At 69.5% G+C, this 22267-nt stretch carries 18 protein-coding genes and 1 riboswitch; of the genes, 9 read left to right on the forward strand and 9 right to left on the reverse strand.

Going from position 1 to position 22267, the window contains the following annotated elements; all coding sequences use genetic code 11:
- Positions 1–181 precede the first annotated feature (181 nt).
- Positions 182–1453 carry an amino acid ABC transporter substrate-binding protein gene (locus AB7M35_RS16465; protein ID WP_453961448.1) on the reverse strand — a complete coding sequence of 424 codons (1272 nt, stop codon included), beginning with the start codon at positions 1451–1453 and terminating at the stop codon, positions 182–184.
- A 303-nt stretch (positions 1454–1756) separates the two neighbouring features.
- On the opposite strand from AB7M35_RS16465, the gene AB7M35_RS16470 reads away from it, so the two are divergent.
- The 3 genes from AB7M35_RS16470 to AB7M35_RS16480 all read left to right on the forward strand — a co-directional run bounded on the left by AB7M35_RS16470 (position 1757) and on the right by AB7M35_RS16480 (position 5044).
- The gene (locus tag AB7M35_RS16470; RefSeq protein ID WP_453961449.1) at positions 1757–2830 is read left to right on the forward strand and encodes an alpha/beta hydrolase family protein; all 1074 of its coding nucleotides are present in this window, start codon (positions 1757–1759) and stop codon (positions 2828–2830) included.
- Positions 2823–3884, forward strand: a complete 1062-nt coding sequence (locus AB7M35_RS16475; protein WP_453961450.1) for an alpha/beta hydrolase family protein — start codon at positions 2823–2825, stop codon at positions 3882–3884. The genes AB7M35_RS16470 and AB7M35_RS16475 overlap by 8 nt, the downstream gene beginning before the upstream one ends.
- A gap of 88 nt (positions 3885–3972) precedes the next feature.
- A riboswitch (SAM-I-IV-variant riboswitch) is annotated at positions 3973–4077 on the forward strand.
- Positions 4078–4114: 37 nt separating this feature from the next.
- Positions 4115–5044 carry a homoserine O-succinyltransferase gene (locus tag AB7M35_RS16480; protein WP_453962556.1) on the forward strand — a complete coding sequence of 310 codons (930 nt, stop codon included), beginning with the start codon at positions 4115–4117 and terminating at the stop codon, positions 5042–5044.
- 87 nt (positions 5045–5131) lie between these two features.
- On the opposite strand, the gene hemA is transcribed toward AB7M35_RS16480, so the two are convergent.
- Entirely contained in the window at positions 5132–6346 is a 1215-nt protein-coding gene (gene hemA, locus AB7M35_RS16485; protein ID WP_453961451.1) for a 5-aminolevulinate synthase, read from the reverse strand.
- Positions 6347–6656: 310 nt separating this feature from the next.
- Positions 6657–7439: an enoyl-CoA hydratase-related protein gene (locus AB7M35_RS16490; RefSeq protein ID WP_453961452.1), complete on the reverse strand. Its 783-nt coding sequence runs from the start codon at positions 7437–7439 to the stop codon at positions 6657–6659.
- 167 nt (positions 7440–7606) lie between these two features.
- Between AB7M35_RS16490 and AB7M35_RS16495 the strand changes: the two genes are divergently transcribed.
- Positions 7607–9127 (forward strand): 3-hydroxyacyl-CoA dehydrogenase, encoded by a 1521-nt coding sequence (locus AB7M35_RS16495; protein WP_453961453.1) that lies wholly within the window; start codon positions 7607–7609, stop codon positions 9125–9127.
- 104 nt (positions 9128–9231) lie between these two features.
- On the opposite strand, the gene AB7M35_RS16500 is transcribed toward AB7M35_RS16495, so the two are convergent.
- Positions 9232–10311 carry a hypothetical protein gene (locus tag AB7M35_RS16500; RefSeq protein WP_453961454.1) on the reverse strand — a complete coding sequence of 360 codons (1080 nt, stop codon included), beginning with the start codon at positions 10309–10311 and terminating at the stop codon, positions 9232–9234.
- Between the two features lie 103 nt (positions 10312–10414).
- Between AB7M35_RS16500 and AB7M35_RS16505 the strand changes: the two genes are divergently transcribed.
- Entirely contained in the window at positions 10415–11728 is a 1314-nt protein-coding gene (locus AB7M35_RS16505) for an adenylate/guanylate cyclase domain-containing protein (protein ID WP_453961455.1), read from the forward strand.
- Here AB7M35_RS16505 and AB7M35_RS16510 read toward each other — a convergent pair.
- From AB7M35_RS16510 to AB7M35_RS16520, 3 genes are read right to left on the reverse strand one after another with little or no spacing between them, the layout of a single operon-like run.
- Positions 11644–13770, reverse strand: coding sequence for a PP2C family protein-serine/threonine phosphatase (locus AB7M35_RS16510; protein ID WP_453961456.1), 2127 nt, complete (start codon positions 13768–13770; stop codon positions 11644–11646). The genes AB7M35_RS16505 and AB7M35_RS16510 overlap by 85 nt on opposite strands.
- Before the next feature lie 3 nt (positions 13771–13773).
- A complete protein-coding gene (locus AB7M35_RS16515; RefSeq protein WP_453961457.1) occupies positions 13774–15648 on the reverse strand; it encodes a hypothetical protein in 1875 nt (624 codons plus the stop codon).
- On the reverse strand, positions 15648–16403 hold the full coding sequence (locus AB7M35_RS16520; RefSeq protein ID WP_453961458.1) for a hypothetical protein: 756 nt from the start codon (positions 16401–16403) through the stop codon (positions 15648–15650). The genes AB7M35_RS16515 and AB7M35_RS16520 overlap by 1 nt, the downstream gene beginning before the upstream one ends.
- Positions 16404–16586: 183 nt before the next feature.
- On the opposite strand from AB7M35_RS16520, the gene AB7M35_RS16525 reads away from it, so the two are divergent.
- The 4 genes from AB7M35_RS16525 (at position 16587) to AB7M35_RS16540 (ending at position 21242) form a co-directional block, all read left to right on the forward strand.
- Positions 16587–17276, forward strand: coding sequence for a hypothetical protein (locus AB7M35_RS16525; protein WP_453961459.1), 690 nt, complete (start codon positions 16587–16589; stop codon positions 17274–17276).
- Complete coding sequence (locus AB7M35_RS16530; RefSeq protein WP_453961460.1) at positions 17273–19285, forward strand: MFS transporter; 2013 nt, start codon at positions 17273–17275, stop codon at positions 19283–19285. Before AB7M35_RS16525 ends, AB7M35_RS16530 begins: the two co-directional genes overlap by 4 nt.
- A 157-nt stretch (positions 19286–19442) precedes the next feature.
- The gene (locus tag AB7M35_RS16535; protein ID WP_453961461.1) at positions 19443–20477 is read left to right on the forward strand and encodes an ABC transporter substrate-binding protein; all 1035 of its coding nucleotides are present in this window, start codon (positions 19443–19445) and stop codon (positions 20475–20477) included.
- Between the two features lie 84 nt (positions 20478–20561).
- On the forward strand, positions 20562–21242 hold the full coding sequence (locus AB7M35_RS16540; RefSeq protein WP_453961462.1) for an N-acetyltransferase family protein: 681 nt from the start codon (positions 20562–20564) through the stop codon (positions 21240–21242).
- A 165-nt stretch (positions 21243–21407) separates the two neighbouring features.
- On the opposite strand, the gene AB7M35_RS16545 is transcribed toward AB7M35_RS16540, so the two are convergent.
- Together AB7M35_RS16545 and AB7M35_RS16550 are read right to left on the reverse strand one after the other, a co-directional pair.
- Entirely contained in the window at positions 21408–21755 is a 348-nt protein-coding gene (locus tag AB7M35_RS16545) for an STAS domain-containing protein (protein WP_453961463.1), read from the reverse strand.
- The gene (locus AB7M35_RS16550; protein WP_453961464.1) at positions 21752–22195 is read right to left on the reverse strand and encodes an ATP-binding protein; all 444 of its coding nucleotides are present in this window, start codon (positions 22193–22195) and stop codon (positions 21752–21754) included. The genes AB7M35_RS16545 and AB7M35_RS16550 overlap by 4 nt, the downstream gene beginning before the upstream one ends.
- Positions 22196–22267 lie beyond the last annotated feature (72 nt).

Genomic DNA, 22267 nt, shown 5'->3' on the forward strand with positions numbered 1-22267 from the left:
GGGATACGGCCGGGCAGGACGGTGACGGCTCCGTCCGAGCCTGGATGGTGAGGCGGATGCGTCGGCCGGCGTGCGGCTTCGCCACGGGCCTCGCACCCGCATGCGGCGTCTCCGGCGTGGCCGACCCGCCCTGCCACCTTCGCGGAAGGCGGGGCGGGTCGGTGCTGTCAGCCGGCGGTGGCTACCAATTCGGCTTCGGGTAGATGAGGTCGGAGACGCCCTCGAACTCGCCCGTCGGGTAGACGAACTTCAGCGCGCCGTCCTGCCACTGTGCGACCAGCAGCTTGCGGTCGACCGGCAGTCCGTTCTCGTGCCAGGAGAACGGGCCGAGCACCGTGCGCACCGGGTCTTCCTTGGTGCGGGCGTAGAGCCATTCGCCGAGCTTGGCGTTGTCGGTGCTCTCCGCGCCGCGCATAGCCTGCTCCATGCCTTCGCAGACGGCGAACGGGATGGCGGAGTCCTCGTCCGGCTTGTTGCCGTACTTCGCCTCGAACGCGGCCTGGAAGTCCTGGTTGGAGAGCTCCTCGCCGGCCAGCAGGCCGATGAACGGCACGTCCTCGTGCCAGGAGGTGTGCACCATCACGCCGTTGGTGGAGTCGCCGACGCCTTCCTTGAACTCGGCCTGGGTGCCCTGGCTCAGATAGAGCATCTTCGGCTCGGCCCGGACGGTCTTCAGGGCGCGGGTGAGCTGCACGGCCTCTTCCGCCGAGGCGGTCAGGCCGACCACGAGATCCGCATTGGCGTTCTTGATGGAGTTGGCGAGGTTGAGCCAGTCGGAGAAGCCTTCCTCCGGCCACTTCTCGGTGTAGACCACGTCGATGTCGGCATCAGCCAGGTAACCCGGCGCGAGGTCGGCGATGACGCCGCCGCCCGGATCGGTGACCTTCTGGCCGAGCAGGCCGGCCGCGATCGCGTTGGCGAAGAAGTCGTCGGCGTGAACGATTGCAACCGTCTTCGGCCGCTCGCCCTCGGGGATCCGGTCCTCGATGACGCCCTTCATGGCCTCACCGAAATATTCGGCGGCGTTCTGCTGGAAGTAGAACAGGTTCTTGTGGCCCTGGGTGTAGATCCGGAGCGCGCCGCCGGCCGGCACCGGATGAACCATGCCGTTCTTGGCGAGAACCGCCGAGATCGGGAAGGTCAGCTTGGAGGAGAAGGTGCCGAAGACCAGGTCGACGTCGTCGACGTTGATGAAGCGCTCGTATTGGGAGAGCGCGGTGCCGATGTCGGAGCGGTTGTCGGAGATGATCAGCTCGAGCGGCCGGCCGAGAACGCCGCCCTTCTCGTTGATCATGTCGACGCAGAGCATGTAGCCCTTCTCGTGCTTTTCGCCGCTGACCGAGAAGTTTCCGGTCAACGGAAGCGACGCGCCGATCTTGATCGGGTCGGCCGCCTGGGCGGCAACCGAGAATCCGAGCGCCGCCATGGCGCACAGCGTGATCGTTCTAATCACTGGACGTTCCTCCCCTGGGTGTTGGTGGCTTTTGGCTGCCACGCAATCGATTGCATAAATGCTGCGACGTTCGCACCCTGCCGTCAAGACCTAACTGGCTGGACGCTTGATTTACCGCGTTGGCGACGGGGGATCGCAGGTCAACGGCACTAGAGACCGCAGTGAGGATTGCTGGAAACCCTAAAAGTTGTGGGCACTTGACGCGGAACAGGGGCTCGATTACCGGAAATGGGAGATGAGGTGCAAACGTTTGCATACGTAAATCAGGGGCCGCGCCGCATCGACCGGCGCGGGAAAGGGACGATGCAACGCGATCCCGTCGTGCAATCCGCCATCGATCACTGGGCGCCGCGCTTCGTGGCCAACGGCGTGCCGCTCTCCGATTTCGAGGAGGTGGCGGCCGCGGTCGAGCGCTGGGACGACTGGTGCCGGCTGTGGAGCGCGCGCGGCGATCGCCATGCCGCGCTGGGTGCCGCCGCCCTTGCCGACGGCCGCCGCCTTTCCGCCGGCGAGCACCTCTCCACGTCCGCCGCCTGCTATCACTTCGGCAAGTTCCTGTTCGTCCATCGCCCGGACGAGATGCGCGCCGCGCACGCGAAAGCGGTCGCCTGCCGCACCGAGGCGCTGCCGCTGCTGCGCCCGCCCGGCGAGCGCCTGGAGATTCCGTTCGACGGCGGCGTGCTCGCCGGCAACCTGCGCCGGCCGCCGGGGGTGGATCGTCCGCCGCTGGTGCTGATGGCGATGGGGCTCGATTCCGCCAAGGAGGAGATGGATAGCAACGAGGCGGTGTTTCTCGATCGCGGCATGGCGACCTTCGCCTTCGACGGGCCGGGGCAGGGGGAGGCCGAGTACGACCTGCCGATCTGCCCGGACTACGAGCGGCCGGTCGGCGCGATCCTCGACGTCCTCTGCGCACGATCCGACATCGATGCCGGCCGGATCGGCATCTGGGGCGTCAGCTTCGGCGGCTACTACGCGCCGCGCGCCGCCGCCTTCGACGACCGTCTCCGCGCCTGCGTCTCGCTGTCGGGGCCGTTCGACTGGGCGGACATCTTCGACAGCATCCCGGGGCTGACCCGCCGGGCCTTCGTCGCCCGCGCCCATGCGGCGAACGACGAGGAAGCCCGCGCGGTCGCCGCGCGGGTGAGCCTCGCCGAGGCGGCGCCGCGGCTCACCTGTCCGCTTTACATCGTCGTCGGCGGCCAGGACAGGATCGTGCCGCCGGAGCACGGCGAACGGCTCGCCCGGCTGGCCGTTGGGCCGGTCACGCTCAACCGCATCGAGGACGGCAACCACGTCGCCAACAACCGCGCCTTTGCCTACCGCACCCAGGCCGCGGACTGGATGGCGCACCATTTGGGGCTCGCATATGTCTGAGAACTCCGGACGTCTCGTCGAAGTAACCGGCCACTGGCTGCCGCGCATGGAGGTGGCGGGCATTCCCTCCGCCACCGCGCGCGGCGTCATCGAGCGCACGGGCACCTGGGAGCGCTGGTGCGCCACCTGGGTCGCCGAGGGAGATCGCCACCGCGACCTGGGGGCGGCGGCGGAAGCGGCCGGGCACCCCGTGACCGCCGGCGAGGCCTATGCCCGCGCGTCGCTGTTCTACCACTTCGCCAACTTCATGTTCTTCGACGACCTCGACCAGAAGGCGCGCGCCAACGCCGCCAAGGTCGAGGTGTTCCGCCGCGCCGCGCCGCTGCTGGCGCCGCCGTCGGCCAGGGCGGAGATCCCGTTCGAGGGCGGCCACCTGTACGGCTATCTGCGGCGGCCGGGGCTGGGGGAGGTCGGGGCCGTGCTGCTGATCCCGGGCTCGGATTCCACCAAGGAGGAGTTTCCGGCGCTGGAGGAGGCGTTCCTGAAGCGCGGCCTCGCCACCTTCTCGCTCGACGGGCCGGGGCAGGGGGAGGGCCGCTCGGCCGGCCCGCTGCGCGCCGACATCGCGAGTGCGGTCGAGGCGGCGCTTGCCTATCTCGACGGCGTCGGCATCGACCGCGAGAAGGTGGTGCTGGTCGGCATGGCCTTCGGCGGCCATCTGGCGCTCAGGGCCGCCGCCGCGCTCCCGGGTCTGGCGGGCGTCGTCTCCATCAACGGCTTCCACGATCTGGGTGCGATGATCGGGTCGTTCCCCTCGGTCTATCGCGACAACATGGGCTTCGCGCTGGAGGGCGGCAGCGAGGCCGAGACGATCGAACGGGCGCGGGCCTTCACGCTCGACGGCGCCACGCCGCCCGACTGCCCGATGCTGCTGTTCCATGGCGGGCTCGACCGGATCTTCCCGCCGGCGGAAGCGGAGAAGACCAGGGCCTGGGCCGGGGACCGTGCCGAGGTGCGGATCCTCGCGGACGGCAACCACGTGTGCAACAACGTGCCGTGGGCGTATCGGCCGGCCACCGCCGACTGGGCGCGGGCCGCGATCCTGGCGCGATGAGACGGGGCCGGATCGATCAGGGCTCGCGCGACGTGACGGGAGGCGCGCGGCGGCCATTGCCAACGGCGCCGCGCCTTCGTATCTAAGACACAGACATCAAGAGTTGGGGGACGCCCAACGCCAACCTGCCGATCCGGGCAAGGTGGCACCCTGCGAGGGGGATGTGGCCGAGCTGGCAATCAAGCGGATCAGGCCACGAGCGTCGTCCCGCCATGGAGCTGCGACGCACGGTGCCCATCAAGATTCCCGATACCCTTCCCGCACGCAGCACGCTCGAAGCCGAGGGCGTGATGGTCATGAGTGAGGCCGACGCGGTCCGCCAGGACATCCGGCCGATGCGGATCGGACTGCTCAACCTGATGCCCAACAAGGTCTCCACCGAGACCCAGCTCGCCCGGCTCCTCGGCGCGACGCCGCTGCAGATCGAGCTGACCCTGGTGCGCATCACCGACCACATCGCGCAGAACACGCCGGTCGATCACATGGAGGCGTTCTACCGGCCGTGGGCCGACGTCGCCGACGAGCGCTTCGACGGGTTCGTGATCACCGGCGCGCCGGTGGAGCGGCTGGCCTACGAGGAGGTGCGCTACTGGCGCGAGCTGCAGCAGATCTTCGACTGGACGCAGACCAACGTCCACCGGACGCTCAACATCTGCTGGGCGGCGCAGGCGGCGCTGCACCATTTCTACGGCGTGCCGAAGCACGAACTGCCGGCAAAGGCGTTCGGGGTGTTCAGCCAGCGCAACCTGGTGCCGTCGTCGCCGTTCCTGCGCGGCTTCTCCGACGATTTCGCCATCCCCGTGTCGCGCTGGACGGAGGTGCGCAAGAGCGACCTGCCCGAGGGCAAGGGGCTGCGCGTGCTGGCGGAGAGCGAGGAGAGCGGCCTCTGCCTGCTGGAGGATCCCGAGCGGCGGGCCCTGCACATGTTCAACCACGTGGAATACGACACCAACACGCTGGCCGACGAGTACGCGCGCGACGGGCGGGGGACGCTGCCGGTCGCCTATTTCCCGGACGACGACCCGACCCGGCGACCGGAGAACCGCTGGCGCAGCCATGCGCACCTTCTGTTCGGCAACTGGATCAACGTGATCTACCAGACCACCCCGTTCGACATCGCCGCGATCGGCTCGGCCGCGGATTTCGGCCAGACGGGCTGAGCGGAGGCGCCGCCGCTCCAAATGAAAAGGCCGCGCTTCCGGAGAAGCGCGGCCTATCTCAAACCGTTGTCCGCTCGGTCGCCGCCGTCAGGCGACGGCGCGGGCCAGGGCGCAGCGCGACCAGAGGCTTTCCAGCGCGTTGACCAGATGGTCGATGTCGGCATCGGTGTGCAGCGGCGACGGCGTGATGCGCAGGCGCTCGGTGCCCTTGGCGACCGTCGGATAGTTGATCGGCTGCACGTAGACGCCGTAGCTGTCGAGCAGGATGTCGCTGATCCACTTGCACTTGACCGGATCGCCGACCATCACCGGCACGATGTGGCTCTCGTTCGGCATGTAGGGGATGCCGATGGCGTCGAGCCGCTGACGCACCTTGCGGACGTTGGACTGGTGCCGGTCGCGCTCGACCTGGCTCGTCTTCAGGTGACGGATCGACGCCGCGGCGCCCGCCGCCACGTGGGGCGGCAGCGCGGTGGTGAAGATGAAGCCCGAGGCGAACGAGCGGATGAAGTCGCAGAGCGCGGTGGAGCCGGCGATGTAGCCGCCGACGACGCCGAACGCCTTGCCGAGGGTGCCCTCGATCAGCGTCAGCCGGTCCATCAGGCCTTCGCGCTCGGCGATGCCGCCGCCGCGCGGGCCGTAGAGGCCGACCGCGTGAACCTCGTCCAGATAGGTCATGGCGCCGTGGGCGTCGGCCACGTCGCAGATTTCCTTGATCGGCGCGATGTCGCCGTCCATCGAGTAGACGGACTCGAAGGCGACCAGCTTCGGCCGGCCCGGCTCGATCAGCGACAGCCGGCGGTCGAGATCCTCGGGGCTGTTGTGCTTGAAGATCTGGCGGTCGGCGCGGCTGTGGCGGATGCCCTCGATCATCGAGGCATGGTTCTGCTCGTCGGAGAGCACCACGCAGCCGGGAAGCTTGGAGGCAAGCGTCGTGAGGCTCGCCCAGTTCGACACGTAGCCGGAGGTGAACAGCAGCGCCGCTTCCTTGCCGTGCAGATCGGCAAGCTCGCGCTCCAGCAGCACGTGGTAGTGGTTCGTGCCGGAAATGTTGCGGGTGCCGCCGGCGCCGGCGCCGCAGCGATCGATCGCCTCGTGCATGGCGTCGAGAACGGTCGGGTTCTGCCCCATGCCCAGATAGTCGTTGGAGCACCAGACGGTGACGTCCGAGGTGCCCTCGCCATCGTGGCGGGTGGCGCGGGGGAAGCTGCCGTTCTGCCGCTCCAGGTCGGCGAACACGCGGTAGTTGCCTTCACCCATCAGGGCGCCGAGCTGGTCCCGGAAGAAACCTTCGTAATCCATCATTACCTCGATCGGTCGAGCCGGCGCATATCGGCTGCCGGACCCGCTTCGTCCAGAGTGGAGCGCTAGCCCCTCTGTCTTATTGGGAGGCGACGGCCTCCTTCAATTGCGGGCAAACCCCATCCGTAAAGTCCCGGACGCCGCGGGCGTCGGAACGTTCGGCGGACGCGATGGCTGCGCAACCGGCGCGGGCACGCCCGCAGGCATGCTCATGCACCTTTTATTTAGAAGGAATCCAGCGGCGATTTGCAAACCGGAATGTCGCTGCGTCGGTTGGCCACAGCCAACCGACGGCGCCGGGTGCGGCCGATTATTCGCCGGTGAAGCTCGGCCGGCGCTTCTCGAAGAACGCCGCCATTCCCTCATGCTGGTCCTTGCTGGCGAACAGCACCTGCAGCGACTTGCGCTCCAGCGCCAGCCCCGCCTCCAGCGACGCATTCTCCGAATGCAGGATGGCTTCCTTGGTGGCGGCGATCGCCAGCGGCGGCAGGCCGGAGATCAGCCGGGCCATGCCCAGCGCCGTCTCGAACACCTCCGCATCGGCGACCACCTGGCTCACCAGGCCGATCTGGAAGGCCTCCTGGGCGGAGATCGGCTTGCCGAGCAGGCAGATGCGCATCGCGTGATACTTGCCCACGGCGCGGGTGAGGCGCTGGGTGCCGCCGGCGCCCGGCATGATGCCGACGCGCACCTCGGGCTGGCCGAGCTGGGCGCTTTCGCCCGCCACGATGATGTCGGCCATCATCGCGAGCTCCAGCCCGCCGCCGAGCGCGAAGCCGTTGACGGCGGCGATCACCGGCTGCGGCGTGGCCGACACCGCGCCCCACAGGCGCTCGACGCGGCGGCGCGCGATCTCCACCGGATCGGCGTCGATGAATTCCTTCAGGTCGGCGCCGGCGGCGAACGATTCGTCGTTGCCGGTCAGCACGATCGCCCGCACACTGGTATCGTCCGAAAGCGCGGTGAAGGCCTCCGCCAGCGCCCGGCGGGTCGCCATGTTCAGCGCGTTGCGGGCCTTCGGCCGGTTCAGGCGGACGACGGCGACCCCGTCCTCGGGACGTTCGATCAGAACCGGTGCCTCAGTCTCGCTCATCGGGGTCTCCTTCGGTCGCAGGGTCTTGGCTGCGCGCGAAGCTACCCGGTTTGGCCACGGGGTCCAGAGCAAACCGCGCGCGGCGCGCAGTTCGACGCGCGCCCTTCACGTTCGCCGAAAATCGGATAGGAAGGCATCCGCACAGACATCACACGCGAGGAAAGCAAATGCGCGACGTCACGGATCCCGAGTACACCGTCGGCATCGTCGGGGCCGGCGTGATGGGCCAGGGCATCGCCCAGGTGACGCTGGCGGGCGGCATGCGGGCGATCGTCTTCGACGCCAAGGACGGCGCCGCCGAAGCCGGCCGGGCCGAGGTCATCAAGCGCATCGACCGGCTGGTGGAGAAGGGCCAGCTGACCGCCGAGGCCGCCTCGACCCAGAAGGAGCGGCTGTCGGTCGCCGCCAGCCTCTCCGACTTCGCCGGCTGCGACACCGTCGTCGAGGCCGTGGTGGAGAAGCTCGAGGTGAAGCGCCAGATCTTCGGCGACCTGGAGGGCATCGTCGCCGAGGACGCGATCCTCGCCACCAACACCTCCTCGCTGCCGATCGCCTCGATCGCGCGCACCTGCCGCCTTCCCGGCCGGGTCGCCGGCATGCACTTCTTCAACCCGGTACCGCTGATGCGGCTGGTGGAGATCATCGAGGGGCCGGCGACGGACCCGGCGGTGGCGCGCCGGCTGGCGCAGCTCGGCGAGCGCATGGGCCGCACGCCGGTCGCGGTGAAGGATTCGCCCGGCTTCCTGGTGAACCTGGGCGGCCGCGCCTACTACACCGAGGCGCTGCGGCTGGTCGACGAAGGGGTCGCCAGCCCCTCCCAGATCGATGCGATCCTCACCGACTGCTGCGGCTTCCGGATGGGACCGTTCGCGCTCATGGACCTCACCGGCATGGACGTGAACTATCCCGTGTCGATGATCGTCTACGAGGGCTTCCTCAACGACCGGCGGCTGGCGACGACGCCGCGCCACAAGCTGCTCTACGAGGCGGGCCGCCTCGGACGGAAGACCAAGGCCGGTCATTTCGACTACGACGAGGCCGGCAAGATCACCACGCCGAGCGATGCCGACTACGCCCCCTCGGGGGCAGCGGCCACCAAGGTGGTCTGTGCCGAATTCCCCGACGAGCCGGACGTGCTGTCGGCGTTCTGCAAGGCGATCGGGGTGGAGATCCTGGAGGACGACGACGGCGAGAGCCCGATCCTCGGCTATCCGCTCGGCGACGACGCGACGACCTATGCGCTGGAGCTCGGCGTCGATCCGAAGCGGCTGGTGGCGGTGGACCTGTCGGCCGACACCACGAAGCGCGTGACCCTGATGACGGCACCCGGCGCCGAGCCGGCGCATCTCGACGCGGTCGCCGCGGCGGTGGTGGGATCCGGCCGCGTGGTGACGGCGATCAAGGACTCGCCCGGCTTCGTGGCGCTGCGCATGCGGGCCTGTGTCGCCAACCTCGGCTGCGCCATCGCCGAGGCGGGGCTCGCCACGCCGTCGGACATCGACCTCGCCCTCAAGCTCGGCCTCAACTATCCGATGGGGCCGCTGGAAATGGCCGAGGAGCTCGGGCTGGAGACGACGCTCATCGTGATGGAGCTGCTGCAGGAGATCACCGGCGACGACCGCTACCGGCCGTCGCTGTGGCTCCGCCGGCGCGCCCTGCTGGGCCTGCCGATCCACACGCCGGCCTGAGGGGGCCTTTCCCCTCACGCCGAGTTCGCTTGCGCTCACCGGCTCCGGGAGGGCGGCCTGACCGGCCGGCGCCCGGTCGCGCGCTGCTGAAAGGCGTCCTGGCTTCAGTGCTGCACGCGCTCCGGGCGGCGGGCGACCGCCGTCCCGGCCAGATCCAGCAGGATCTCCGCCGCTTCGTCGGCGCCGGTGAGCGCGGGCGGGGCCGGCGGCGTCTCGGCCATCAGGGCGCGGATGGTGCGGGCCGCGTCGTCGGGCCCGGTCGCCTTGGGGATTTCCACTGCCAGCCCGTGGCGGCGCGCCCAGTCGTTGAGGGCCGGCGTCTCCGGCCAGCCCGGCCGCTCCACGTGCACCAGCCGCACCCGGTTGGCGATCGCCTCGACGAAGGTCCCGTAGCCGGGCTTGGCGATGAGGATCGCGCACGAGGCGACGAGGTCGATGTGGGAAATCCCCGCCGCCAGGATTGGCGCGGCATCGAAGATCCAGCCGATCTCCTCCGGCAGCGCGGTCAGGAACTTGGCGTCCACCGACGTCGTCCATCCGCCCCAGGTCACCAGCCCGAGCGGCATGTCCGGCGCGAACCCCAGCACCCTGCGCACCTCGGCGCCGCGCGCGCGGCCGAGCGACCCGATCGGGCCGATGGCGGTCTGGTTGGCATGCGGGCGCATCGGCATCGACGGGGCCGGCATCAGGAAGGCGTCGGCGCCGGCGTAGGCGTCGTCTAGGAGGGCGATGGCGTCCTCGCCGACGGTTCCCTCCGGGACCGCGTCGCGCAGCAAGTCGGCCCAGTTCAGCGAGCAGAGCGCCACCGTCGGCACGCCCTTGCGGCGGCCGGCCACCAGCCCCGGCGCGGCGATGTTGGCGTAGATCAGGTCGGGCCTGACACGGTCGATGGCCGCCTCGCTGTCGGCGACGGAGGCTTCGAAGCGGGCCGGAAAGTCCCGGTAGCCGGCGGCGGTCGCGGCGAAATCGATCCGGTCGGGCGCGGACATGGCCAGCGCCGGATCGAGCGGCCCGGGAAGCCGGGCGCCCGGGCCGTCCCAGAAGCGCGCGAGGTCGTGCGCCGCAATGTCGGTGCGCAGGACAACGTCCAGATCCGCGTCGCGGGCGGCCAGCGCCGCGAGCACGCGGGAGGTCTGCATCATGTGGCCGAACCCATGGCACGACACGTCGGCGAGAAGGCGCATGCATCAATCCTGTGCGGGGGAGAGGCGGCGCTCCCCCTTCTTATCGGTGCGGGGATCGGGTAAGCCTCGGATTCGAAAAGAACGAACGATAAGGCAGACTTCCGTGAGTTTGGACGACCAGCGCCGGGATCAGCTCATCTCCGAGCGCATCCTGGAAAGCATGCGCGACGGGGTCGTGACGATCGACCTGACGGGCCGCATCATCACGTTCAATGCGGCCGCGGGCCGGATCCTCTGCAAACGCCCCGACGAGGTGGTCGGCAAGTCGTTCGGCGAGATCTTCCTCGCCGAGGAGACCTTCGACGACTTCAACGAGGTGGTGTTCAAGGCGGTCTACGAGGCCGAAACGACCCATTCCACCGAAATCGCGCTTTCGGTGGAAGGGCGCAAGCTCAACCTGTTCGTCTCCTCCAGCTTTCTCACCGTCCACGACGAGAGCGGCGAGGAAGAGCGCTACGGCGTCGTGGTGGTGTTCTCCGACATCACCGAGGAGCGCAAGCGGCGCAAGATCAAGCGGCTGTTCGGCGAATACATCGATCCGCGCATCGTCGACCGGATCCTGGCGCGCGGGGAGCTCGACCAGACCGCCAGCCGCCGCGACCGGATGACGATCTCCTTCGTCGACATGCGCGACTTCACCGGCTGGAGCGAGCGCCTCGAGGCCGACTGGCTGATCGACCTTCTGAACCGCTTTCTCGCCGCCATGGCCCAGCCGATCGCCGCCAACGGCGGCATCACCGACAAGTACATCGGCGATGCGGTCATGGCCTGCTGGGGCGCGCCGTTCACCGATGCCGACACCCAGGCGATCGACGCCTGCAACGCGGCGCTCGGCCAGATCGCCGCGCTCTCCGGCCTGCGCAAGGATCTCGCCGAGGCGGGGTTCCCGACCCCGGAGCGCATCAATGCGGTGGTGGGCGTCGCCACCGGCGAGGTCATCGCCGGCGACGTCGGACCCGAGGCGAGCCGGAACTACACGGTAATCGGCAACGCCGTGAATCTCTCCGCCCGCCTGCAGGAGGCGGCGAAGGTCCTCGGCCATCCGATCATCGTCTCCCAGGAGACGGCGATGCGTGCCGGCGACGGCTTCGTGTTCCGCGAACTGGAGCGCATCGTGCCGCGGGGCAGCCGCTCCGCCGAGAACGTCTACGCGCTGCTGGGCCGCGCCGACGCGGTCGACGAGGCAGCGCGGGCGGTGGCGACGCTGCATGAAAAGGGCCTCGCGGCCATGTATGCGCGGGACTGGGCGGCCGCGGCCGCCTGCTTCGCGGACTGCCTCGCCCGCGATCCCGATGATGCCTCCGCCGCGATCCAGGCGCAGCGCGTCGCCCACTACGCCGACTGCCCGCCCCCGGAGGACTGGGACGGGGTCTGGACCAAGCCGGGCATCGTGCCCTCCGTCGACACGCCGAAGTAGCGCAGCGTCAGGCAGGTGATGTCGTCGGCCTGGTCGGCGCCGCGCTCGAAGTCGCGGAGCGCGGCCAGGACGACCGGCCCCAGCCCGTCGACGTCGGTGGTGCTGGCCTTCTGGTCGAGCAGCGGTTCCAGCCGGCCTTCGCCATAGGCCTCGCCGTCGATGTCGAAGGCCTCGGTCACGCCGTCGGTGAACATGAACACCGTGTCGCCGGCCTCCAGCGTGATGGACGCCTCCCGGTAGACGTGATCCTCCACGACGGCGAGCGCCGGATCCCCGGTGCTCTCGAGCGGCGTCAGCCCGCTGCGGCCGCGGTGGATCAGGTAGGGCGGGTTGTGTCCGCAGTTGGCGTAGGTGAAGACGCCGGTCTGCAGGTCGAGCACGCCGTAGAAGAGCGTCACGAACATCATCTGGTCGTTGTCGGCCGCCATGAACTGGTTGACCTGGGTGACCGAGGCGGCGGGCGAGTTGGTGAACAGCGCGGTCGCCTTCACCAGCGTCCGGGTGATCGCCATGAACAGCGCCGCCGGCACGCCCTTGCCCGACACGTCGGCGACCGCGATGCCGAGGCGCCGGTCGTCGATCATGAAGTAGTCGAAGAAGTCGCCGCCGACCTCCTTGGCCGTTTCCATGATGCCGTCGATGGCGAAGGACGAGTGGGGCGGCAGCGGGTGGGGCAGGAAGGACTGCTGCAGCTCGCGCGCGATCTCCAGCTCCTGTTCCAGGCCGGCCAGCCGCGCGCGGGTGATGATCGCTTCCTGCAGTTCCTTGACGAGGCCGGTGAGGCGGGTGTGCTGGTCGGAAATCCGCGCCGACATGCGCTGCAGCACGGTCGACAGCACGTTGAGCTGGTCGTCGGTGGGCTGCTTGCCGGGCAGCGTCGGCTCCTGCTTGCGCCGCACCGCCGCCTGCAGGTCGTCGATGATCTCGGCGCGGCCGTCGGCTTCGAGCGTTTCGGCAAGCCGCTCCAGCTGGCGCCGGATGACGCGCTCCTGCCGCCGGCGCTGGCGCTCGACCTGCTGCTGCTGTTCCTGCAGCGCGATGGTGTTGCGTCGAAACACCGAGACCGCCTCCGAGATCTTCCGGATCTCGCCGCTGCCGGTGTCGTCCAGCATCTCGTTGACGTTGCCCTTCGAGAGTCCGTCGAGCACCGAGATGGCGTGCTCCAGCGGCTTGAAGGCGTGTCGCATGTAGAAGTAGAGCGCGATGATCACCAGGACGGTGAAGCTCGCCACGCCGATCAGGCCGGCCCGCTCCAGCTTCTGACCCGTCTCCAGGATCTCCGTGGAATCCCTGAGCGTCACCAGCGTGCCGATGGTGCCGCCGGCCATGTCGGGCACCGGCACGCCGGTCGCCAGCAGCAGCCGGTCGCCGGAGCGGACCACCTGGGCGTCGGCGGTGCGCGGCGGAATGCGCGGATCGACCTCGCGCCACAGCAGGGGCGCGGTGCCCTCCACCAGCCGGCCGCGCAGCGAGACGAGATAGCTCGGTTCGCCGATGGTGCCGGTGAAGTGGCCGAGCGCCCGGTTGGCGTCGCTGGCGACGACCACGATCGCGGAGATCCTGTCGTCGTGGAACACCGGCGCCGCCGAGGCCACGACATAGCGGTCGGGATCGGCCTGGCGCAGGCCGCCCAGATGCGTGCGGTTGGCGAGGATCGTCCGGATCGCGGTGGCATCCAGCAGCGACCGTTCGTCGATGGTGGGGGCGTTCGAATAGAGCAGCTGGCCGGAGAGCGTGACGACCTGGATGTCGTCGGCCTTCTCGGGCGGGATCTCGACGCCGGCCACCGCGGTCGCGATCTCGTCACGGGTGAGATCGTCGGAGCTGGCAAGGGCCGAGGCGATTTCCATCGCCACCGACCTGAGGTCGTCCGCCTCTTCGGCGACGAGGCTTTCCCATAGCGAGCGCTGGCCCTCGATGGCGATGCGGGCGAGCCGCTCCTGCTCGAACTGGGAGCGGGCGTAGCCGACCGCCACCAGGCCGGCGATGACCAGCAGGAAAGCGATCGAGAGGAAGAGGGTGATGCGGGTGCGCAGCAACATCGCTCAGGCCCCCTTTCCGGGGCTGGAGACACGCTGGGACGGTGGCCGTCGCCCCGACGACCAGACGAACAACGCGACCACCAGCACCGTGGCGCACGATGCCGTCAGGAGGAGAGGTTGGATGCCGGTCAGGTAGCAGATCCCTTCGATCGCTCCCGCCGCCAGCAGCCCGGCGGTCAGCGCGGTTGCCGTCGGCAGCGTGAAGGCGCGGGCGCCGAGGCTCGCCCCGACGAGACCGAAGCCGAGACCGGCGAGCACCGAGACGGCCACCGGCGGCACGCCCGCGACGGTGGCGAGCCAGACGGCCGCGGCCGCCAGGACGGCGCCGGCCAGGACCGGCAGCCGGATCGACAGCCACCAGGGCAGCGCCATCGCCGCCGCGGCGAGGCCGAAGTGCATGGAGAGGCCCACATAGTTCTCGCGCATCATGTGGCCCGACAGGTGCACCTCCAGCCAGGTCGTCAGGGCAAGCACTGCCACCAGCGCCGCCCCGAGCTCGGCGAGCGACGGGGCGCGCCAGGTGAAGGCCGCCCGGCTGGTCGGGCGGACCGGCTGGAACAGGCCGACGGCGGCGAGGAAGGCGATCGCGCCGCCGATCACCAGGAAGCCGTTGCGCCGGCCGAAGATCTCGGCGATCAGGCCGCCGAGGATCGGTCCGACACCCCAGGCGCAGAGGAGAAGCAGCGCGCCCCGCCACGGCAGGCGGCGTACGCCGCCCTCGCGGACCAGCAGGCTCCAGACCGCCAGCGAGAGGCCGAAGCCGACGGCGACGCGGGCGCCGGCGAACGGCAGAGTTTCGTGGATCGTGAACGTCACCGCGGTCCCGGCGGCGGCGATCAGAAGGCCGAGCACGGTGCCGGCCCGCGGCAGGTGGACCGCGACGGCGTAGGCGGCCAGCACCCCGAGCAGCCGGCCCAGCGCGTCGCCGCTCAGCGCCAGGCCGATGGCGACGTCGGCGAGCGGATCGGTGCCGATACGGTCGGCGGCGAAGGCGGCCACGAGGGGGCGGGCCGCCTCGATCAGGCTGACCACCGGCAGGATCAGCCAGCCGCTCCACCCGACCTGCCGCGCCGGCTGGTTGAGGTGGTCGAAGCGATAGGTCGAGAGCGGCTTCAGCGCCGCTTCGACGCGGCTGGTGAAGGCATGGGTGACGTCGACGGCCCGGATCTCCTCTGCCAGGGCGGCGGCGTTGCGCGCCTGCCGGCGGACCGGCGTGGTCAGCCGTGCGGCGGCCCGTCCGAGCGGCAGCAGGGGGCTGTGGTCCGGCGGCGGGCTGTAGTTGCCGAAGCCGCCGCGGCCGACCGCCCGGCTCGATCCGACGAAGCGGGCGCGGGGCAGGTCGAGCATTTCCAGCCGGTAGAGGCGCATCCAGACGGCCGCGAACAGGCCGGCGAGAATACTCGCGGCGATCGCGGCGGAGACCAGCCGCATGCGGACGGTCCGGGCGACGACGTAGGAAGCGTCGATCTCGATCCGTCCGATCGTCGTGTCGTTGAGGTCGATAGGAACGGCCACCGAGCTCTGGAACGGCTGATCCGGCCACCGGCTGCGCTGGAACAGCACCTTGCCGTCCGGATCGGTCACGGCGATGCCGTCGATCTCCGGGTTGGCCATGATCACGTCGTCCAGATAGCCGTCGACCGAATAGAGGTCGGGCAACGGAATCCCCAGCCCGACGGCGCGCGACACCAGCCCGCCGATCGAGTGGCCGATGGACGCGACCACATCGTCGGACGCGTTCTTGAGGCCGGTCCGGTCGAGGCGCGCGCCGGTCGCCAGCATCAGCGTGCCGACGCCTGCCACCATCAGGGCGACGAGGAGGCCGAGCGTTCCCGCCCAGAGAGTCGATTGCCGTGAGCCGCTTGTCGGGCGTGCCATCAGATCTCGCCGTCGATTTGCCGGAGGGTTTCCACGCAGGTGTCGATCTCGTGCCGGGCGTGAGCGACCGTCGACAGGGCGAGGGGTAGGGCCATGGTCGCGGGATCCGCGTCGGCGTTCAGCTCGCCGTGCCTGTCCACCTGTCTGGCGAGGCGGCGGAAGTGCCGGGCCATGCCCGTGCCGGTGGCGATGGCCAGAATCAGGGCGAGCACGAGCCCGCCGAGAAGGTAGGGCGAGGAGCTCAGGAGGATGCCGGGAAGAAGGTGTCCGGCCGGGGGCTGGACCGAATCATCGAGGATCAGGGTGATCCAGCCGGCCGTCTGGCCGAAGTCGTTTTCGATCGACGTGCCGATGACGACCGTTCCGAGATGGTCGACCCGCCATGGCCGGCCGGCCTGCCGATCCTCGATGGCCTGCTCCCAGGCCGGCGGGATCGGCTCGCCGACGGCGCCGCGGTCGGTCGAATAGAGGGCGATCCCGGTCGGGCTCAGGACCTCGATGGCCAGCAGGTCGCTGTTGTTGGCGACCGTCTGCTCGAGGATGCGCTCGATCGGCTGCAACTCGCTGAGCGGCAGGCCCAGGCTGAGATTCCGCTCGATGGTCTGGTCCAGGTCGGCCAGCACGAAGCCGATCTGCGCATCGACGAGATCCGCCTCGCCGCGCTCCAGCACCCGCGTCATCGAGGTCACGAGCAGGATCAGGGCGAGCGCTGACGCCGTCAGCAGGATCACGCTGAAAGGTCTGGAAACGCTCATCGGAGAACCGTGCCTTTTTGGCCTGACGGGCGTGATCGTAGTCGGGTGTGCCTGCCGATGACAGCGACATTCCCCGCCGTCACGCAGTGGTGGCGGCCGGAGAATTGTGGTACCCGACGCGTCAATAGTCGCATTCTGCGAACAGATCTACGCGTACGGGGCGATCACGGGAAGAAGGCCAGCATGCGGCGACTCGCATTCGTCTTGATGGTGGCTTTGACGCCCGTCGTTCTGGCCGCCGTGGCGCTCGGCGCCTATCTCAACTACGGCAGCATTCGCCAGAGCTACCTCGACATGGTCGGATCGCGGCTGGAGACCGTCGCCCGGCGGATCGGCTCCGACGCGGAGGCCGCCCTTTCCATCGGCATTCCCCTTGCCGGACAGGCCACGTTGCCCCGCCTGCTGCAGCGCGAGCGCGAGGCCGATCCGATTCTCCTGTCCATCGACGTCACCGACACCTCGGGGGCGATCCTCTATTCCAGCGATCCCGAGCGGGTGGGCAAGCGGGAGACGGCCGATTCGGCCGTGTCCGAAGACCGCTTCGCGGAGATCGAGAACGCCTTCGCGACCTCCGCCGGCACCGTCGCCGTGCGCGCCTCGCGCGCTGCCCTGAACCAGGAACTCGACACGCTCGCCGAGAGCATCCAGCGCACCGCGCTGATCGCGATGGTGGCCGCGCTGGTTGGATCGTTCGCAGCCGTGCTGCTCGGCCTCCGGGTGCTGTGGACGCGCGTGTCGCGCACCGCCCAGACGACCGATGGCGCGGTCGTCCCGCGCGAGACGGTGGCGACGTTCCGCATGGTCGACGAGGCGCATCGCGCCATCGCCCGGCAACTGGCAGGCGCCGAGCGCGCGCCGGAGACGCTCTCATGATCCGGCGTTTCGACGTCATCATCCTTGGACTGGTGACCGCGGTTCTGATCGCGGCGCTGGGGGCGATTTCCTGGCAGTCGATTCGTGGCGCCGAGCGTCTGCTGCTCCCCGCTCTCGACAGCAAGGCCGACGTGGTGGCCCGGTCGCTCGCCGGTCTCGTCGGCGAGGCGCTGGAACTGGGCATCGGCCTCGACGATCTCGTCGGCGCCGACGAGGTCCTGGGCGACGCGCTGAAGGAGAATCCGCAGTTTGCCTTCGCGGCCATCGCGGCGCCCGACGGGCGCGTGGTGGCGCTCTCCTCGCAGGGCCCCGACAACGTCGCCGGCCGGGCCGACGTGGCGCAGCTTTCGGACGAGATGCGCACCGTCTCGCTGCCGGTGACCGCCGACGGGCGCACGGTCGCGACGATCCTCGTGGGCATTCCGAACGCCGTCGCCGAAACGCTGCTGCAGCGGCTGTGGCTCGACATCGCGGTGCTGCTGCTGGTGTCGCTGCTGGTCACGCTCGAGCTTCTGTCGTTCGCCTTCACGATCTCCTCGGCCACGCTGCTGCGCGGGCTGGCGCGCCGGCTCGATGCCCTCGTCAAGCACGACTTCCGGCCGCACGCCGCGCTCGGCGGGGCCGGGCCACTCGCCGAAGAGGTCGAGAACGTCGATCAGGAGATCGCGCGCGTGCGCGCCGAGCATGCGCGCCTGACCGCCGAGGCGACGGCCAAGGGGGACGAGGATGCCCTGGCCGACCTCGAGGTAATCGCCCGGCGCTACCACCTGGCCACCGAACGCACCGACCCGCCGGTCAGCCTCCTGGCCGTCCGCGCCCCGGTCTTCCTGTTCTTCTTCGCCGAGGAGCTGACGCGGTCGTTCCTGCCCAACTACATCAAGGGCCTGGCCGAGCCGATCGCCGGCCTGTCGATCGAGATGGTGATCTCGCTGCCGATCGTCCTGTTCATGGCGATCGTGGCGATCGCGCAGCCGACCCTCAACGGCGTGACCGAGCGCTACGGGCGCGGGCGCTCGCTGCGCGTCGGCGCGCTGCTGGCGCTGGTCGGGTTCGTCGGCACCGCCTACGCCGGCGACATGCTGCAGCTGATCCTGTTCCGGTCGCTGACCGCGATCGGGCTGGCGACGGTGTTCGTCTCGGCACAGGGCTATATCGTCGACCGCACCGGCGCGGTGAACCGCGCCCGCGGCATCGGCCTGTTCGTGTCCGGCATCATGGTCGCCATGCTCTGCGGTCCGCCCATCGGCGGCATCGTGGCGGCGCGGCTCGGCCCGAGCGCAGCGTTCCTGGTCTCCGCCGGGCTGTGCCTTGCGGCCTATCTCTGCGCCAGCGCGGCGCTGCCGAGCGACCGGCCGCGGCCGGAAAACCTCTCGCCGGCGCTGCGGCTGTCCCAGGTGGGCGCGGTGCTGAGGCGGCCCATCATGCTGCTGCTGCTGGTCGGCTGCGCGCTGCCGGCCAAGATGCTGCTGATCGGCTTCTGCTTCTACTACCTGCCGCTGTCGCTCTCCTCCGCGGGCTTCGATTCGGCCACCATCGGCCGTGTCCTGATGCTCTACGGGCTCGCCATGGTGATCATCATCCCGCTGATCTCCCGCCTCAGCGACGATGTCGGGCGGCGCGGCTTCTTCGTGGTGCTGGGGGCGCTGCTGTCCGGGTTCGCGGTCGCCCAGCTTTATCTGTGGCCCGAGCCGTGGGGCGCCGCCATCGCGGTCCTGCAGATCGGCATCGCCCAGGGCCTGTCGACGACGCCGCAGTCGGCGCTGGTGGGCGAACTCGGCGGGCGCTTCGTGCCGGATCTTTCCCAGGGCGGGCTCTATGGCGTATTCCGGTTGATCGAGCGCGCGGGAACCGCGATCGGGCCGGCGGCGATGGCCTTCGTCTGGGGCGCCTATGGGGCCGAGGCGGCCGTGCTCGGAATGGGGCTGCTGGTCGCGCTTGGCGGGCTTCTGTTCGCGATCGCCGCCATCGCCTCCAGCGGCGGGGCCGAGGCGTCGGCCACCACGAGCTGATTTTGCGTTCTCGCGATGCGGCGTGATCGCCGTGTCGCAAGAATGCGCCATGACCGGCAACGCCGCCGGTCGCGGGTTGACCATGCCGGGCCGACCGTGGCGTGCGGATCGAGACGATCCGGACGCACGCGACTGCTCCAGGAGGGGGACGAGAGCGATGACCAGCCGGGATCTCACGCGGCGCGGCCTTCTGGCGGGCGCCGGGGCCGTGGCGCTGTCCGCCGGCCCGCTCTCCGGGCTTGCCTCGGCGCAGGACGCGGTCAAGCGCGACAAGCCCTTCCGCATCTACCAGATCACCTATCGCGGCCCTACCGACGTCGAGCGCGGCTTCGCCGACTATCTCTCCCAGCGCGGCATTCCGGTGGAGATCATCGCGCGCAACGCCGACCTGGACCCGTCGCGGGTGGCGGGGTTCGTGGAGGAGATCAAGCGGCTGAAGCCTGACCTCGTCTACACCTGGGGCACGCCGGTCACCATCGCCACGTACGGCAAGGACACCGACGTGGACCCGGCCAAGTACATCACCGAGATCCCGGGCGTCTTCACCATGGTGTCGACCCCGGTGGGCGCGGGCGTCGTGCCGAGCCTCGCCTCGTCCGACCGCAACATCACCGGCACCTCGCATGTCGTGCCGCCGGAGCCGCAGATCCGGGCGATGCAGTCCTACCGGCCGTTCAAGAGCCTCGGCGTCCTCTACACGACGACCGAGCAGAACTCGATCGTCATCGTCTCGTCGCTGCGCGAGATCGCGGCGCGGATGGGCTTCCGGCTGGTGGAGCGCACGTTCCCGGTGGGCGATGACGGCAAGCCCCACGCGGACACCGCCGGCGAGCTCGTGCGCCAACTGCACGAAGACGGCGCGGAATGGCTCTACTACCTGCCGGACACGTTCCTCTCCACCAACATCGACAAGGTGGCGCCGGTCGCCACGAGCCTCGGGCTGCCGGGCTTCTCGGCGACCGAGCTGCTCAAGAACGACGCGCTGGTCAGCCTCATCAGCCGCTATTATTCGCTGGGGCAGCTCACCGCCTACAAGGCCGAGCAGATCCTGGTCGAGGGTGTCGCCCCGGAGGCGATCCCCATCGAGACGCTCAAGCGCTTCTCGCTGATCATCAACATGCCGCTGGCACGCGAGCTGAAGCTCTATCCGCCACTGGCGATGCTGAACTACGCCGAAGTCATCACCGGCTGAGGGTCGGATTTCGCACTTTCGGGCACTTCCCGTTCGTCAGGCGCGAACCTGACGGGAAACGCTCCAGCCATTTGAGGATGCCGCATGGCCGCCGTCGCGTCGCTTGACGCCCCCATCGAAACGGTCTCGCTCGGCCTGGACGACATTCCCGCGATCGACGCGCTGTTCCGGGCGACGGTCGCCGCCGTTTCCGATCCGGCCGCCGTCCGGCCCGACGAACCCTCCTTCTTCGAAGGGGTGCTGGAGCATGGCGGAGAGATCATCGGGCTCACCATGGGTGGAGCGCTGATCGCCTACGGCGTGCTGCGGCCGGAGTTCGAGGACCAGCACGACCGCGATGGCCTGGCGCGGTTCGTCAGCCCCGACGCGCCGCTGTTCGTGGTCGACGGCTCGGCCGTCCATCCGTCGTGCTGGTCGCGGTCGCTGCAGCGCGTGCTCATCCGCGAGCGGATCGACCGCGCGGTGCGCCAGGGCGCGCGCACGGTGATCGCCAAGGTCTCGCCGGCCAACCTGCCGAGCACCCGCAATCTCCTGAAGGAGGATTTCCGGATCGTCGCGCGGGTGCGCAAGCCCTATGGCTGGCGCTACGTCCACCAGCGCGCGGCGGTGGACTACCCGCCGACGCCGGACGTGCCGGAGATCTGGCAGATGGCGGCCGATGTCGATGGTGCACAGGCGCTGTTCGACGCCGGCTACGGCGCCGTCCGCTTCCGCATGGGCGTGCAGCCGGAGCCCGAGCTGGGATTCGTCAAGATCGACGCCTGACGCCGGGCCGCCCGGCAGACGCGGCGCGGCACGGGCCCGAAGCACAGACCAGCCGGATCGGAACGACACGTCGACGGCTTCGGAACCGGAGGCAGGGGCCGGAAGCCGATCGGCGAACCCGTAGGTTGGGGGAACGTCTCGAAGCGCCGCGCGGGCGGACCGGGATCAGCCGCGGGTCGCGGCCACGGCCTCTTCGCGGGTGTCGTGGACGGGGAACAGCGAGATGAAGCCGGAGATCTCGAAGACGTCGCGGATGGTCGGGCCGAGCTGGCAGAGCGCCAGGACGCCGCCGGTGGCCTTCACCTTCTTGCCGGCGATCAGCACCACGCGCAGCCCGGCGCTGGAGATGTATTCCAGCTCGCCGAAGTCCAGCACGAGGCGCGTCTTGCCGTCCTGGATCTTCTGAAGAACCTGAGACTCGAACGCCTTGGCGTTGGCGCTGTCGACCCGGCCCACGGGGGCCAGCACGACGACGTCGCCGTCTTCTTCTTCGGTCACGTTGAGGGTGGTCAATGCGTCTCCTCCTTCAGGGGCGGCGTGTCGTCGGCAATGCTGAAGCGCACGACATTGGTGTTCCCGACACGGGTGTAGGTCAATTCGCGGGTGAACTTGCGGCTGAGGAACACCCCGAGGCCGCCGATGTCGCGGTCCTCCAGCGGGGCGTTGACGTCGGGATCGGGCAGGCCGGTGGGATCGAACTCGGGCCCGGAATCGATCACCTCGCCGGTGACGAGATCGTCTTCCCGGGCGAGCCGCAGCGTGATCGGGTCGCCCTCGGCGCCGCCGTAGCCGTGGTTGACGATGTTGGTCAGCAGCTCTTCCAGCACGAGCGTCAGGATGAAGTTCGTGCGCGGCGACAGTTCGTGCGCCTCGCAGAACGCCTCAATGTCGGGCTCGACCGACATGACGGCATCGATCGACGCTTCCAGTCTCACATCGATCGCTTTTGGCATCCGTCCCGAACTCGACGCGGGGCCGTGTCGAGGACACCTGTCGTCCCCGCCGGCACATCTCGAGCGACCGTA

The sequence above is a fragment of the Amorphus suaedae genome, from assembly GCF_053629675.1.

Coding starts and splice junctions, on each gene's coding strand:
- AB7M35_RS16470 (WP_453961449.1), top strand. CDS start 1,757: ATGCAACGCGATCCCGTCGTGCAATCCGCCATCGATCACTGGGCGCCG.
- AB7M35_RS16475 (WP_453961450.1), top strand. CDS start 2,823: ATGTCTGAGAACTCCGGACGTCTCGTCGAAGTAACCGGCCACTGGCTG.
- hemA (WP_453961451.1), bottom strand. CDS start 6,346: ATGGATTACGAAGGTTTCTTCCGGGACCAGCTCGGCGCCCTGATGGGT.
- AB7M35_RS16490 (WP_453961452.1), bottom strand. CDS start 7,439: ATGAGCGAGACTGAGGCACCGGTTCTGATCGAACGTCCCGAGGACGGG.
- AB7M35_RS16495 (WP_453961453.1), top strand. CDS start 7,607: ATGCGCGACGTCACGGATCCCGAGTACACCGTCGGCATCGTCGGGGCC.
- AB7M35_RS16500 (WP_453961454.1), bottom strand. CDS start 10,311: ATGCGCCTTCTCGCCGACGTGTCGTGCCATGGGTTCGGCCACATGATG.
- AB7M35_RS16510 (WP_453961456.1), bottom strand. CDS start 13,770: ATGTTGCTGCGCACCCGCATCACCCTCTTCCTCTCGATCGCTTTCCTG.
- AB7M35_RS16515 (WP_453961457.1), bottom strand. CDS start 15,648: ATGGCACGCCCGACAAGCGGCTCACGGCAATCGACTCTCTGGGCGGGA.
- AB7M35_RS16520 (WP_453961458.1), bottom strand. CDS start 16,403: ATGAGCGTTTCCAGACCTTTCAGCGTGATCCTGCTGACGGCGTCAGCG.
- AB7M35_RS16525 (WP_453961459.1), top strand. CDS start 16,587: ATGCGGCGACTCGCATTCGTCTTGATGGTGGCTTTGACGCCCGTCGTT.
- AB7M35_RS16530 (WP_453961460.1), top strand. CDS start 17,273: ATGATCCGGCGTTTCGACGTCATCATCCTTGGACTGGTGACCGCGGTT.
- AB7M35_RS16535 (WP_453961461.1), top strand. CDS start 19,443: ATGACCAGCCGGGATCTCACGCGGCGCGGCCTTCTGGCGGGCGCCGGG.
- AB7M35_RS16540 (WP_453961462.1), top strand. CDS start 20,562: ATGGCCGCCGTCGCGTCGCTTGACGCCCCCATCGAAACGGTCTCGCTC.
- AB7M35_RS16550 (WP_453961464.1), bottom strand. CDS start 22,195: ATGCCAAAAGCGATCGATGTGAGACTGGAAGCGTCGATCGATGCCGTC.